This is a genomic window from Lutibacter sp. (assembly GCF_016342705.1).
Taxonomy (GTDB): domain Bacteria; phylum Bacteroidota; class Bacteroidia; order Flavobacteriales; family Flavobacteriaceae; genus Lutibacter.
On sequence record NZ_JAEINV010000001.1, the window covers coordinates 1 to 13,800 of the forward strand.

Annotated in this window: 13 protein-coding genes; 5 read left to right on the forward strand and 8 right to left on the reverse strand. The window is 30.3% G+C overall.

The features are described from left to right. Positions 1-188 precede the first annotated feature (188 nt). From sufD to JEY78_RS00025, 5 genes are all read right to left on the reverse strand, one after another. On the reverse strand, positions 189-1,511 hold the full coding sequence (sufD, locus tag JEY78_RS00005) for a Fe-S cluster assembly protein SufD (RefSeq protein ID WP_291845816.1): 1,323 nt from the start codon (positions 1,509-1,511) through the stop codon (positions 189-191). Between the two features lie 7 nt (positions 1,512-1,518). Further along, positions 1,519-2,256: a Fe-S cluster assembly ATPase SufC gene (gene sufC / locus JEY78_RS00010; RefSeq protein WP_291845817.1), complete on the reverse strand. Its 738-nt coding sequence runs from the start codon at positions 2,254-2,256 to the stop codon at positions 1,519-1,521. Between the two features lies 1 nt (position 2,257). Continuing rightward, entirely contained in the window at positions 2,258-2,746 is a 489-nt protein-coding gene (locus JEY78_RS00015; protein ID WP_291845819.1) for a flavodoxin family protein, read from the reverse strand. A gap of 1 nt (position 2,747) precedes the next feature. Continuing rightward, on the reverse strand, positions 2,748-4,196 hold the full coding sequence (gene sufB / locus JEY78_RS00020) for a Fe-S cluster assembly protein SufB (protein WP_291845821.1): 1,449 nt from the start codon (positions 4,194-4,196) through the stop codon (positions 2,748-2,750). A gap of 138 nt (positions 4,197-4,334) precedes the next feature. Next, positions 4,335-4,664, reverse strand: coding sequence for an iron-sulfur cluster assembly accessory protein (locus JEY78_RS00025; protein ID WP_291846384.1), 330 nt, complete (start codon positions 4,662-4,664; stop codon positions 4,335-4,337). 224 nt (positions 4,665-4,888) lie between these two features. On the opposite strand from JEY78_RS00025, the gene JEY78_RS00030 reads away from it, so the two are divergent. The 3 genes from JEY78_RS00030 (at position 4,889) to JEY78_RS00040 (ending at position 8,470) form a co-directional block, all read left to right on the forward strand. Next, complete coding sequence (locus tag JEY78_RS00030; RefSeq protein ID WP_291845822.1) at positions 4,889-6,511, forward strand: M14 family metallopeptidase; 1,623 nt, start codon at positions 4,889-4,891, stop codon at positions 6,509-6,511. 41 nt (positions 6,512-6,552) lie between these two features. Further along, positions 6,553-7,602 (forward strand): thiamine-phosphate kinase, encoded by a 1,050-nt coding sequence (gene thiL, locus JEY78_RS00035; protein ID WP_291845823.1) that lies wholly within the window; start codon positions 6,553-6,555, stop codon positions 7,600-7,602. A gap of 70 nt (positions 7,603-7,672) precedes the next feature. Next, positions 7,673-8,470 (forward strand): outer membrane beta-barrel protein, encoded by a 798-nt coding sequence (locus tag JEY78_RS00040; protein WP_291845824.1) that lies wholly within the window; start codon positions 7,673-7,675, stop codon positions 8,468-8,470. A gap of 1 nt (position 8,471) precedes the next feature. Here JEY78_RS00040 and JEY78_RS00045 read toward each other — a convergent pair whose 3' ends face one another. Further along, positions 8,472-9,251 carry an alpha/beta fold hydrolase gene (locus JEY78_RS00045; protein ID WP_291845825.1) on the reverse strand — a complete coding sequence of 260 codons (780 nt, stop codon included), beginning with the start codon at positions 9,249-9,251 and terminating at the stop codon, positions 8,472-8,474. 21 nt (positions 9,252-9,272) lie between these two features. Beyond that, positions 9,273-9,929, reverse strand: a complete 657-nt coding sequence (locus JEY78_RS00050) for a hypothetical protein (protein ID WP_291845826.1) — start codon at positions 9,927-9,929, stop codon at positions 9,273-9,275. Between the two features lie 104 nt (positions 9,930-10,033). On the opposite strand from JEY78_RS00050, the gene JEY78_RS00055 reads away from it, so the two are divergent. Then, positions 10,034-11,356, forward strand: a complete 1,323-nt coding sequence (locus JEY78_RS00055; protein ID WP_291845827.1) for an aspartate kinase — start codon at positions 10,034-10,036, stop codon at positions 11,354-11,356. Positions 11,357-11,433: 77 nt separating this feature from the next. Here the strand turns inward: JEY78_RS00055 and JEY78_RS00060 are convergent, their stop codons facing one another. Further along, complete coding sequence (locus JEY78_RS00060; RefSeq protein WP_291845828.1) at positions 11,434-12,726, reverse strand: aminopeptidase P family protein; 1,293 nt, start codon at positions 12,724-12,726, stop codon at positions 11,434-11,436. 140 nt (positions 12,727-12,866) lie between these two features. Here JEY78_RS00060 and JEY78_RS00065 point away from each other — a divergent pair, with 140 nt between their 5' ends. Then, entirely contained in the window at positions 12,867-13,721 is an 855-nt protein-coding gene (locus tag JEY78_RS00065) for a ChaN family lipoprotein (protein ID WP_291845829.1), read from the forward strand. Positions 13,722-13,800: the final 79 nt, after the last annotated feature.

The following is a 13,800-nucleotide window of genomic DNA, read 5'->3' on the forward strand; positions in this document are numbered from 1 at the left end:
TAATGGTAAGGAATTAAAACAATTAGTAAAAGAATCAATTAACACTTATAATAACAAAAGACCGCATTTGAGTCTTATTATGAAAACACCTAACTTTATGCATCAAAAAACCTGTGAAGATATCTTCACAGGTTTTCATTAATTTTTTTTATAATCGTCAACCTATTTTAGGACGACTCAATATTAGGTTAAAGTTCAAACCCTAAATTAACGCCTAAATTTTTAGCAATTAATTTAGTTATTCTAGTTTTTAACTGTGGAATTTTTATTTTGTTAACTACATCATTTCCAAAAGCAAATAGCAATAATGCTTTTGCTTCTTTTTTAGGAATTCCTCTAGATTGCATATAAAATAAAGCGCTTTCATCTAATTGTCCAATGGTACAACCGTGTGAGCATTTTACATCATCTGCAAAAATTTCTAACTGAGGTTTGGCATTAATGCTTGCGCCATCATCAATTAAAATATTGTTATTTTGCTGAAAAGCATTTGTTTTCTGAGCTTCTTGTTGCACAATAACCTTCCCGTTAAATACGCCTACAGATTTATCTGCGTAAATACCTTTATATAATTCGTGGCTTTCACAATTTGGAAACTTGTGGTTTACCAACGTATGATTATCTACATGTTGCTTTCCGTTTAAAATAGAAATACCATTTAAATTAGAAGTGATATGTTCGCCTTCATGGTAAAATTCTAGATTATTTCTGGTGAGTTTTCCCCCAAATGAATAGGTGTGAACCGAAGCTACACTTTGTTGTTTTTGAGAAACAAAAGTACTATCAATCAATGATGAATTTTCGGTGTCATTTTGAATTTTGTAATAATCTACAATGGCTCTTTTATGAACAAAAATTTCAGTAACAGAGTTTGTTAGCGTTGTGTTTTTGGATAAATTTTGATGACGCTCAATTATTTGAACGTGAGAATTTTCACCAACAACAACTAAATTTCTTGGTTGCAATAAAATTTCTTTTTCGCTACCAGTTGAAAAATTTAAAATTTGTATAGGTTTTGGAACAATAGTATTTTTTGGAATATTAATAAAAGCCCCTTCTTTTGTAAATGCTGTATTTAATTCTGATAAACTATTGTTGTTTTTAGCAATTGTATTAAAATAATTATCAACAATCATTTTATATTTAGGACGATTTAATGCTGATGAAAGCACACATACATCACAATCATCGTGCGTAGTATCCGATAAAAACGAACTAAAAACTCCATCAATAAATATTAACGTATAGGACTCAATATCATTTATTAAATAATTTTCAATGTTTTTAAAACCAATTGATTTTTCATTGGTAGAAAATAAACTAAAATCGTGTTTTAGTAATGGTTTTAAACTGGTGTATTTCCATTCTTCATCTTTTTTAGAAGGAAACCCTTCTTTTTCAAAATTTTGAATAGCTTTTGTTCTAATAGAATGAACACTTGAGTCGAGATCAAGAATTCCTTTATTTTCAAAAGCTAAAAATGAAGAAACTAATTTTTCTTTTAAATCCATAGTTTTATTATTTCAACCAGTCGTAACCTTTTGCTTCTAATTCTAAAGCTAATTCCTTACCACCAGATTTTACAATTTTTCCATTATATAAAACGTGTACAAAGTCCGGAACAATATAATCTAACAAACGTTGGTAGTGGGTAATTACCAATACGGCATTATCACTGCTTTTTAGTTTGTTAACGCCATTGGCAACTACTTTTAGAGCGTCAATATCTAGCCCAGAATCAGTCTCATCTAAAATGGCTAATTTTGGCTCTAACATTGCCATTTGAAAAATTTCGTTACGTTTTTTCTCACCACCGGAAAATCCTTCATTTAAAGATCGCGATAAGAATTTTCTATCAATTTCTAATAAATCGGCTTTTTCTCTAATTAACTTCAACATTTCCTTTGCTGGAAATTCTTCTAACCCTTGTCCTTTTCTAGTTTCATTAATAGCCGTTTTTATAAAGTTGGTAACGGTAACTCCTGGAATTTCTACAGGATATTGAAACGATAAAAACACCCCTTTATGTGCTCTTTCTTCAGGAGCTAAATCAGCTAAATCTTCGCCATTTAAAAATACAGATCCTTCTGTAACTTCATATTCTTCTTTTCCAGCAATTACTGCAGAAAGCGTACTTTTACCAGAACCATTAGGTCCCATAATAGCGTGTACTTCTCCAGCTTTTATTTCAAGATTTATACCTTTTAAAATCTCCTTGTCATTTATGTTGGCGTGTAAATTTTTTATACTTAACATTTTATAGTTGTGTTAATTCTATATTCTTAAATTCTTTATTTTTATCAGCATTTACATGTAATTCTCCAGTATAATTCATACCTAAATAAGCTGCCGATTTTTGAAATGGGATGTAAAAATTGGCGTCTATTTTGTCATCATGTGAATTTGAAATGACAAACATGTTTTTACCTCTTAATTTTCTTCCTGTTTCTTTTTCTACTCTAATTAAATCTGAAAATCTATCAAAAAAGACTTTCATAATTCCGCTCATATTGTACCAATATACTGGTGTGGCAAAAATTAGCGTATCATATTTTTCAATAATTGAAGTAATTAAAGGTAAAAAATCATCGTTCAAATTTTTACTTTCATAATCGTAATATGAGAACGTGTAATCATTCAAATCAATTACATCAATGTTATATTTTTCTGAAATTATGGCAATGGAGTTTGATGTGTTTCCATTGCTTCTGGAAGATCCTTGTATAATTACTTTTTTATTTTCCATATTATCCAACGCTTCCTTCTAAACTAATTTCCAATAATTTTTGAGCTTCAACCGCAAATTCCATCGGTAATTTATTTAATACTTCTTTGCTAAAACCATTAACAATTAATGCAATTGCTTTTTCAGTGTCAATACCTCTTTGATTGCAATAAAACAACTGATCTTCACCAATTTTACTAGTGGTTGCTTCGTGTTCTATTTGAGCGGTTTTATTTTTTGCTTCAATATATGGAAATGTGTGTGCACCACATTTATTTCCCATTAGCAAAGAATCACATTGTGAAAAGTTACGAGCGTTATTTGCACGAGCTCCAATTTGTACTAATCCTCTGTACGAGTTTTGTGAATGTCCCGCTGAAATTCCTTTAGAAATAATGGTACTTTTGGTATTATTTCCTAAGTGAATCATTTTTGTTCCAGTATCAGCTTGTTGATAATTATTTGTTACGGCAATGGAATAAAATTCACCTACCGAGTTATCACCTTTTAATACACAACTTGGATATTTCCAAGTTACAGCACTTCCAGTTTCTACTTGTGTCCAAGAAATTTTTGCGTTTTTTTCGCACAAACCACGTTTTGTAACAAAATTGTAAACACCACCTTTTCCTTCTTTATCTCCAGGAAACCAGTTTTGAACTGTTGAATATTTTATTTCAGCATCATCTAAAGCAATTAATTCTACTACTGCGGCGTGTAATTGATTTTCATCACGCGCAGGAGCTGTACAGCCTTCTAAATAACTTACATAACTTCCTTGATCCGCAATTACCAATGTGCGTTCAAATTGTCCGGTTCCACCTTCGTTAATTCTAAAGTAAGTGGATAATTCCATTGGGCACGTTACGCCTTTAGGAATGTAACAAAAGGATCCATCAGAAAAAACAGCGGAGTTTAAAGCTGCATAAAAATTATCGGTTTTAGGAACAATGGTTCCTAAATATTTTTTTACTAATTCTGGATGTTCTTGTATGGCTTCGGAAATTGGCATAAAAATGATGCCTTTTTCATTCAATGTTTTTTTGAAAGTTGTTGCAACAGAAACGGAATCTATTACAATATCTACAGCTACATTAGATAAACGTTTTTGTTCATCTATTGATATTCCAAGTTTTGCGAAAGTTTTTAATAGTTCAGGATCTACTTCATCTAAACTATCTAATTTTTTCTTTTGAACAGGAGCAGAATAGTAACTTATTGCTTGAAAATCTGGTTTTTCATAGTTTACATTTGCCCAGTCTGGTTCTTCCATTTCCTTCCAAATTTTGAAAGCTTCTAAACGCCATAATGTCATCCATTCAGGTTCGTTTTTCTTTTTAGAAATGGCAATAACAACTTCTTCACTTAAACCAATGGGGAATTTATCAGCTTCTATATCAGTATAAAAGCCGTATTCGTACTCTTTGGTTTCGAGTTCTTTTTTTAAATCGTCTTCAGTAAATTTGCTCATTATAATTAGTTGCTAATTCATTAAATCAGTTATTGAAATTATGAATTGAAATTATTGTTTGTAATAGTTGATAAATTTAAAAAATAGTTAAGAGATATGTTTAATTTATAAATTAAACTTTTCAATTTTTTAATGCTTTTATAGGGAAAAACTTTCTCCACAACCGCACGTTCTTTGTGCGTTTGGATTGTTAAACACAAATCCGGTACCATTTAAACCGCCCGAATATTCTAAAGTTGTACCTACTAAATACAAAAAGCTTTTTTTGTCTATAATAATTTTTACACCATTATCTTCAAATACTTTATCGCCTTCTTGGTTTTCTTTGTCAAACTTTAGTTCATACGAAAGCCCAGAGCAACCACCGCTTTTAACGCCAACTCTTACAAAGTCAACCTCAGGATTAAAGCCGTCTTCTTGCATCAATTCTACAACTTTCTTTTTTGCTATTTCTGAAACTTTTATCATATTGCTTAAATAGATTAATTCTAAATAAGTGCAAATATAGGTACAAATATTCATTTATAATAGTATTTTAATATGAATAATATTGATGATGTAATTGGAAATATCAATAGTTACTATCTTAGAATTGAAGTTTTTATTTAAAATTTAGTTCTTTTTTTAATTGAAATCATTTCAAAGTTAATTTTAGTTATTTTTATCAATTAAAAATTCAGCCCAAATTTAAAATGAAGAAATTAATCTATCTCTCCCTATTTTTTATCAGTTTTCAAATAACTAGCCAACATGTAATTGATCATAATTTATTAACAATTCCTGAAAAAAGCAATTACGAAAAGACTTCAACCTATGCTGAAGTTATGAGTTTCATAAATGAAATTCAGAAAAAATCTGATTTCATTCATATTGAATTTATGGGGAAAAGTTTGGAAGGAAAAGAGATACCTTTAGTTGTAATGGCAAATCCAAAAATTTCAAATCCAGAAGAAGCAAAATTAAGCGGAAAACCGGTATTTTATGTTCAGGGCAATATTCACGCCGGTGAAGTAGAAGGCAAAGAAGTGTTACAACAATTAATACGCGATATTTTATTGGGAGATAAACAACATTTACTTCAAAATCAGATTTTGCTTTTTGCACCCATTTATAATACCGATTCTAATGATAAAATGGAAAAAGGGCGAAGACCTTCTCAAGAAGATAGCCCAATTGAAGTTGGAATACGGGAAAATAGCCAAGGATTGGATTTAAACAGAGATGGCATAAAAATGGAAGCGTTGGAAACCGAGAGTTTAATTGCCAATGTGTTGGTAAAATGGAATCCAGAAATGTTGGTGGATTTACACACCACCAATGGAACTTGGCACGGATACGGAATTACCTATGCGCCAAGTTATCATTCTGCAGGAGGAGTTGAAACTTACAATTATACTTGGAATACTATGTTGCCAGAAATTACCAAAGCTGTAGATGAAAATTACCATGTGAAAATGGGACATTATGGGTATTATTATCTACAAGAAAGTTGGCCGCCAAAAGCAATTTACACGTATAATCATCATCCCAGGTATATTGTAAATTTAATGGGGTTGCGAAATAAAATAGGAATTTTAAGTGAGGCTTTTGCACACGATCGTTTTTATAGACGAATGAATGGAACTTATGCTTTTGTAACTGAGATTTTAGAATTTACCAATAAAAATGCCCAAAAAATTATTGAAATTAATGCTGAAGCTGAAAAAAACGCCATTGAAAATGTAAAAAAGAATGCAGGAAAAACAACCAAAGGGGTTCGGTTTAAAATGGTGGCATTAAATAATGAAATTAAAAACTACAGAACCTATAATTATATTCCTTTTATAGATGAAGACGGAAAACAACAATATGTGCGTTCAGGAAATATTATAGAAGTGCCTTCAGTTAAAAATTACGCCAAGTTTGAAGCAACTATTGAAAGCAAATTACCAAGTGGATATTTTTTACCGAAATCTATGGAAGCGATTGTTGCTCATTTAAAAAAGCAAGGAGTTAAAGTAGAAGAACTTCAAAAAAATAAAACTGTAAAAGGCGAAGTGTTTTTGATTGATTCGTTAAAAAAATCTGATCGTGAGTTTGAAGGTCATTTTATGACAAATGTGGAAGGAAAATTTATTTCAAAAAGTACAACATTTAAAAAAGGTGATTTTTATGTTGATATGGCTCAACCTTTAACAAACCTAATATTTTACATGTTAGAACCACAATCTGATGACGGATTGTTAACTTGGAATTTTTTCGATAATTATTTAGCATCTAAAAAGGTAAATTCCAAAAAAGTAGAGTTTCCAGTGTTTAAATATTTCAAAAAGTAATTGTATTCGTTTCATTTTAAGAATTGCTATATCTTTGCAAAATGATAGAAGATAAAAACCAATCGCGTACTAGTTTATCGGAATTAGGAGAATTCGGATTAATAAACCATTTAACTCAAAATTTTAAAGTTCAAAATTCATCAACAATAAAAGGAGTTGGAGATGATGCTGCAGTAATTGAGAATAAAGAAAATCAAATTTTAGTAACTACAGATTTATTGATTGAAGGCGTACATTTTGATTTAAGTTATATGCCGTTAAAACATTTAGGATACAAAGCAGTGGTTGTAAATTTATCGGATGTGTATGCAATGAATGGTAACGCAACACAAATTACTGTTTCTATTGCGGTTTCCAATCGATTTCCGTTAGAAGCTTTGGAAGAATTGTATGATGGAATTTATACAGCTTGCAAAACGTATAATATTGATTTGGTTGGTGGCGATACATCAACTTCAACCAAAGGTTTGTTAATAAGTATAACGGCAATTGGTGAAGTGAAGAAAGAAGATGTTGTGTATAGAAATACCGCAAAACCAAATGATTTATTAGTTGTTACAGGTGATATTGGTGCTGCGTATTTAGGATTGCAAGTGTTGGAAAGAGAAAAAAGAGTGTTTGAAGTAAATCCAAATTCTCAGCCAGATTTAACCAATTATTCCTATTTAATTGAAAGACAATTAAAGCCGGAAGCCAGAAAAGATATTGTGAAATTATTAAGTGAATTAGGTGTAAAACCTACATCAATGATTGATATTTCTGATGGACTTTCTTCTGAAATTTTACACATTTGTACGCAATCTAAAGTGGGTTGTAATTTATATGAAGAAAAAATACCGTTAGATCAGCAGGTAATTTCAACCTGCGAAGAGTTTGATTTAAACAGTACAACTATTGCATTAAGCGGTGGTGAAGATTACGAGTTGTTGTTTACTATTTCTCAAGAAGATTTTTTAAAAATTAAAGGAAATCCACATTTAACCGTTATTGGTCATATGACCGATGAAAGTGTTGGCGCAAATTTAGTTACCAGAGCTGGTCAACAAATAAAATTAACTGCCCAAGGCTGGAATGCTTTAAAAAATGATTAAAGCAACTATTTTTGTTTTTTAATAATGCTTAGGCATTATAATTGATGCTTGTTTGTAAATTATAAAGCATATGAAAAACCTATTGTTTATTGCGTTATTTATAATTCCTTTTACTCTATTTTCTCAAGGTAGGCTTGAAAAAGCGAAAGAAGATTTATCTAAAGAATCATCCAGCTCAGAAAAATCTTCAGAAAGAAATAGGACAGTTAGATCGGGGAGATTAAGTAGCGGTCATAATAATTTTTTTGTAGATGTTTTTGCTGAAGTTGGTTTTTATGCATTTTACGGAACACTATTGGGCAGTTCAGATTATAGAGCGTTAACACCTTATCCTTATTTTTACGATTCAACCGGAGAATATTTAAAAGTAGATTTAGATTACTCTAAAAACAGTCAATTTAAAATAGGAGCAAGTCAATATTTTAACAAAGGAGTAAAAGGTGTTGAACTGAATGCAAATTATAAAGTGATGCCGATTCTAGGAATTGAAGCCTCTTATTTAAATTTTTCCGAAAGCACTTTACAAGGGAAAGATTATTTAAATATCACATCTTTACTGTTGAAATACTATAGAGTTAGAGAGAAAAATATTTCTATTTGGTGGGGATTAGGAGTTGCTCATGTTGGAAATGAAGTAAATACTTGGGGTTTTTCTTATACGATTGGAGCAGAAATATTCCCAATTAAACCAATAAGTTTGTATTCATCTTACAAGCAAAGTTTTATAAATAGTACTAGCATTGATGAATTTAAAATTCACCTAAAATACCATTTTAAAAAAACGGCTATTTATTCGGGCTATCAAAATGTTGAATTAGGAGGTGAAAAAGTGGACGGGATTGTTTACGGATTAGAATATATTTTTTAAATTAAATCTTTTTTAAAAAAATCAGAAAAGTCGCTATTAAATCTTCTTTATTTTCAATATGACTCATATGTCCATCAGGAAATTCTATAACTTGAACATTTGTGTTTTTAGTTTGTTGAATTAATGAATTATAGTCCAATGCAGGATCTTGTTTTCCAATAATCATTTGAATAGGGAATTTAGCACTTTCATAAATAGAAGTGAGGTCTTCTCTTATTTTCATGCCTTCTAAAGCAGCAATAATTCCTTGAGGAGAAAGTTTTAAAGCTTCGTTTGTTACAGTACTAATTTCCGAAGTAAAAATAGTTCTGTTTTTTTCTGAAAAAAGCATTGGAATTGCAATTCTAACAAATGTTTTATGATTTTGTTTTACGGCTGAAATTCCTCTGTCTCGGTTTATTTTTTTCTCATCTGTGTCTGGAAGTGCAGTAGAATTCATTAAGCACAAACCTCTCACATTTTTTTCATATAATTTGGCAAAAGCTAATGCAATATAACCGCCCATGCTGTGGCCAACTATAATATATTTTCTCAATTTTAAAAAGTCTAAAACAGTTTTAACCATTTCAGCTTGTTCTTCCATAGTATGAATATAACCGTGACTTTCTGATTGTCCGTGACCTAATAAATCAATACAAATAATTCTATACCTTTTATAAATTTCAGGTAAAATTTCATTCCACATGGTGCTGTTTTCTAAAAAACCGTGTAATAAAACAATGGCTTTTCCTTTTCCTGTTGAGGTAAAATAAATGGGTGTATTTTTGTGTAGAATAGTCATTTTGCAAGAATTTAAGTCATTTTAATTCTTTAAACTTTTTACAGCAGAAAAAGCAGTGTCCACAACTTCATCTTCAACTAAAATTGTAAACTCGTTGGTAGTTGAAACTACTTCGTATAAAGAAATTCCTTCCCAAGCCAAACGTTTAAAAAATTGATAATATAAACCTGCAATTTTTGTATTTTCTTTGGGTAAACCAATAGTAATAGCAGATAAATGATCTTGCATTGATATGCAAACTTCATCTTTGTAGCTGTCTTCCATATGCGCTTTTAATGTGTTGGTAATTAACACATTGCTTTCGTGAACACCACGTGTAAACGTGTAGAAAATATGAGGATCTTCCTTAATTACTTGCAACATTTTTAAATGGCTATGAATTAAACTTGGCGAGTTTTTAAATGTATAGTCAGAAATATCTGAACGAACCGTAATATCACCTAAGTTTTGGAGCACTTTGTTTAGCTTCACTTTATTAGCCATCTCTTTTGGTGGACTGTAACGTCTTAAAGCCATCATGATAGCACCAGCTTTTACTGGTTTTTTTAGCATTTTAGTAATAGGCTCTCTTAATTCTTCCGATAAAGCGCTAAAGTTTAAAATGTTTCGTGTTAATGCGTCTTCTAAAAAAGGTTGTGAAACTAAAATTTCTTCTACACAAGTGGCTATTGTTTTCATTTTGTTAAATAGTTAACAGTTTGTGCAAAATTAGTTTATAATTTTTAAATAAACACATTATAGTAAGAAAACAATTTACATTTGCGTATTAAAAATTAAGAAAAATGAAAGTTTTAAAGTTTGGAGGAACTTCCGTAGGTTCAATAGATAACATGATGCGTGTTAAAGAATTAATTACGGATAATGATAAAAAAATTGTTGTATTATCAGCAATGTCTGGCACTACAAATGCGTTGGTTGAAATTTCTGACCTTATAAAAAAAGGAGCGGTAGCGCAAGCTTTGCAAAATATTGAAACGTTATATAATAAGTACAATGTTGTTATTGATGATTTGCTTGAATCTTCATCAGTGAAGCAAGAAGTTGGAAACTATATTGATAAAATATTTGATTTTTTAAGAGGAATTACTTCTGAAAAGCACTCCATATTGGTGTACAATAAAATTGTTGCACAAGGAGAGTTGCTTTCAACATTCATATTTACTAAATACTTAAATCAAGAAGGTGTAAATGCACGTTTATTGCCAGCATTAGAATTTATGAGAATTGATAAGGCTAATGAACCTGATGAATTTTATATTAAGCAAAATTTACAACGTATTATTAATGAAGCATTACCTGCAGATATTTATATTACTCAAGGTTTTATTTGTTTAGATGCTTTTGGAAATGTTGCAAATTTACAGCGTGGAGGAAGCGATTATACGGCTACAATTATTGGTGCAGTTATAGGAGCTGATGAGGTTCAAATTTGGACAGATATTGATGGGATGCATAATAACGACCCTAGATTTGTTGAAAATACACATGCAATTTCTAATTTATCTTTTGATGAAGCCGCTGAGTTAGCTTATTTTGGCGCAAAAATTTTACATCCGCAAACAGTAATGCCAGCGCGTGAAGCAAATATTCCTGTTCGTTTAAAAAACACAATGGATCCGGAGTGTTATGGAACTTTAATTGCTAGTGATTTTGTTGGTGAAGGAATTAAAGCAATTGCAGCAAAAGATAATATTACAGCAATTAAAATTAAATCGGCTAGAATGTTACTAGCACACGGATTTTTGAAAAAAGTTTTTGAAGTTTTTGAAAAATATGAAACTTCTATTGATATGATTACAACTTCGGAAATTGCAGTATCATTAACTATAGATAATGATCGGAATTTAGCCGACATTGCAGAAGAATTAGAAAAGTTTTCAATGGTTGAAATTGACCAAAATCAAACTATTATATGTTTAGTTGGGCATTCGGTTGTACAACATCACGAAACACATAGGTTATTTCAGGTATTGCAAGATATTTCTGTACGAATGATTTCTTATGGAGGTAGTAATAATAATATATCTTTATTAGTAAATACAGACGATAAAATTACAGCACTTAGACGTCTAAACAATTACGTTTTTGATTTTGCAACCTCATAAATTACTATGATAAATTTATTGGTTAAATAAAAAACCTCGAAATTTTTATTTCGAGGTTTTTTATTTTTTATTTAAAATTAACTATTCATTAAATCTTCAATTTCATCAACTTCAATTGGGATATTTCTCATTAAATTAAATGGGGCTCCATTTTTTTGAACAACAACATCATCTTCAATTCTTATTCCCATATTTTCTTCAGGAATATAAATTCCAGGTTCAACGGTAAATACCATTCCAGCTTCTATTGGTTTTTTTAAAGCACCATAATCGTGTGTATCTAATCCCATATGGTGAGAAGTTCCGTGCATAAAATATTTTTTATATGCTGGCCAATTAGGATCTTCATTTTGAACATCTACTTTGTCTAACAAACCTAAACCTAACAATTCTGAAGTCATAATTTTCCCAACTTCTTGTTGGTATTCTGCCCAAAAAGCACCAGGAACTAACATTTTTGTAGCTTCATTTTTTACTCTTAAAACAGCATTATAAATAGCTTTTTGACGGTCTGAAAATTTTCCATTTACAGGAATTGTTCTAGTCATATCGCTAGAGTAATTTGCGTATTCAGCACCTACATCAAGTAATAACATATCGCCATCCTTACATTCTTTATTGTTTTCAATATAATGTAATACACAAGCGCTGTAACCAGATGCAATAATTGGTGTGTACGCAAAACCTCTTGATCGGTTTCTTAAAAATTCGTGCATAAATTCAGCTTCAATTTCATACTCCATAATGCCAGGTTTTACAAAAGGTAATATTCTTCTAAAACCTTTGTTTGTAATTTCGCAAGCAGTTTGCATAATGTCAATTTCTTCGGTTTCTTTAACGCCTCTTAAAACTTGTAAAATTTGGTTGCTTTTTTCCCATTTATGCGCAGGAAAATCATTTTTACATTGTTTTATAAAACGGTCTTCACGGGTTTCAATTTCTACCGATTGTCTGTAATGTTCATTCGTATTAAAGTATATAGTTTCAGCTTCCGTCATTAATTCAAAAAATATTTTTTTAAATTCTGAAAGCCAATAGATTGTTTTTATTCCAGAAACTTCTGTTGCTTCTTTTTTAGAATATTTTGCGCCATACCAAATTTCAATATGTTTGTTGGTTTCAGTTAAAAACAAAATTTCGCGATGCTTTTCTTCAATGGCATCTGGAAAAAGCAACAAAATACTTTCTTCTTGATCTGCACCACTTAAATAAAACAAATCGCTACTTTGCTCAAACGGAAGCGTACTGTCAGCTCCAGTTGTAAAAAGATCGTTTGAGTTAAAAACCGCTAGTGATTTTGGTTTCATTTGAGCCATAAATTTCGCTCTGTTTTTAATAAATAGCTGATTGCTTAATGGAAGATATTTCATGTTGAAGTATTTTTATGATAAAATTCTTAGTTGATTTTTAAAAAGCCACATGCTTTTTTCAAAAAAAAGATTTTATTGGATTATTTATAACAAAGTTATAAATTTGTTGAAAACCAACCCTCAATAAATCAATTTTATTTATGCAAAAACTAATACTATCTATTGCAATCGTATTATTTTCAACACTAATTTTTTCTCAAAGCAAACCTGCATACAAATTGTATAATGCGAAAGGAAGTAAGGTGTCATATAAAAAAATGATTAGAACAATGTCTAAATCAGATATTGTTTTATTTGGCGAACACCATAATAATCCAATTGTGCATTGGTTACAATTAGAAGCTACACAAGATTTAAATAAAGTACGCAAATTAACATTAGGTGCCGAAATGTTTGAGGCTGATAACCAGTTAGTAATAAATAATTATTTAGCAGGAGAAATTGATGAAAAAGGTTTAGATACGTTGGCAAGATTGTGGAATAATTATAAAACAGATTATAAACCTTTGGTAGATTTTGCCAAAGCAAATAACATTAAATTTATTGCAACCAATATTCCAAGATCTTACGCTAGTTTAGTTTATAAAGGTGGTTTTGAAGCGTTAGATACACTTTCTGTGGAACAAAAATCTTGGATGGCTCCGCTACCAATAAAATATGATGCCAATTTACCGGGCTATGTAAAAATGAAAGCGATGATGGGCGGTCATGGTGGTGATAATTTACCAAAAGCACAAGCAATTAAAGATGCTACAATGGCTTATTTTATTTTAAAAAATAACGATAAAAATAACTTGTTTTTACATTATAATGGTTCTTATCATTCCGATGACTATGAAGGAATTAATTGGTATTTAAAGCAAAAAAGCAGCACAACAAAGATTGTTACTGTGAGTATTGTTGAACAACAAGAAGTGGAAAAATTCAATAAAGAAAATAAGTTAAAGGCTGATTTTATTATTGTTGTTCCAGAAACTATGACTAAAACGTATTAGATTTATAAAAATTTGAGCAGTATGTAATTAGAGCTCCATTTTTTTTTGTAATTTCGAACTTACTAATAACTAAAATAAT

Bases quoted from the DNA above. Each gene is read 5' to 3' on its own strand.
- sufD (WP_291845816.1), bottom strand. From the start codon at position 1,511: ATGGATTTAAAAGAAAAATTAGTTTCTTCATTTTTAGCTTTTGAAAAT.
- sufC (WP_291845817.1), bottom strand. From the start codon at position 2,256: ATGTTAAGTATAAAAAATTTACACGCCAACATAAATGACAAGGAGATT.
- JEY78_RS00015 (WP_291845819.1), bottom strand. From the start codon at position 2,746: ATGGAAAATAAAAAAGTAATTATACAAGGATCTTCCAGAAGCAATGGA.
- sufB (WP_291845821.1), bottom strand. From the start codon at position 4,196: ATGAGCAAATTTACTGAAGACGATTTAAAAAAAGAACTCGAAACCAAA.
- JEY78_RS00025 (WP_291846384.1), bottom strand. From the start codon at position 4,664: ATGATAAAAGTTTCAGAAATAGCAAAAAAGAAAGTTGTAGAATTGATG.
- JEY78_RS00030 (WP_291845822.1), top strand. From the start codon at position 4,889: ATGAAGAAATTAATCTATCTCTCCCTATTTTTTATCAGTTTTCAAATA.
- thiL (WP_291845823.1), top strand. From the start codon at position 6,553: ATGATAGAAGATAAAAACCAATCGCGTACTAGTTTATCGGAATTAGGA.
- JEY78_RS00040 (WP_291845824.1), top strand. From the start codon at position 7,673: ATGAAAAACCTATTGTTTATTGCGTTATTTATAATTCCTTTTACTCTA.
- JEY78_RS00045 (WP_291845825.1), bottom strand. From the start codon at position 9,251: ATGACTATTCTACACAAAAATACACCCATTTATTTTACCTCAACAGGA.
- JEY78_RS00050 (WP_291845826.1), bottom strand. From the start codon at position 9,929: ATGAAAACAATAGCCACTTGTGTAGAAGAAATTTTAGTTTCACAACCT.
- JEY78_RS00055 (WP_291845827.1), top strand. From the start codon at position 10,034: ATGAAAGTTTTAAAGTTTGGAGGAACTTCCGTAGGTTCAATAGATAAC.
- JEY78_RS00060 (WP_291845828.1), bottom strand. From the start codon at position 12,726: ATGAAATATCTTCCATTAAGCAATCAGCTATTTATTAAAAACAGAGCG.
- JEY78_RS00065 (WP_291845829.1), top strand. From the start codon at position 12,867: ATGCAAAAACTAATACTATCTATTGCAATCGTATTATTTTCAACACTA.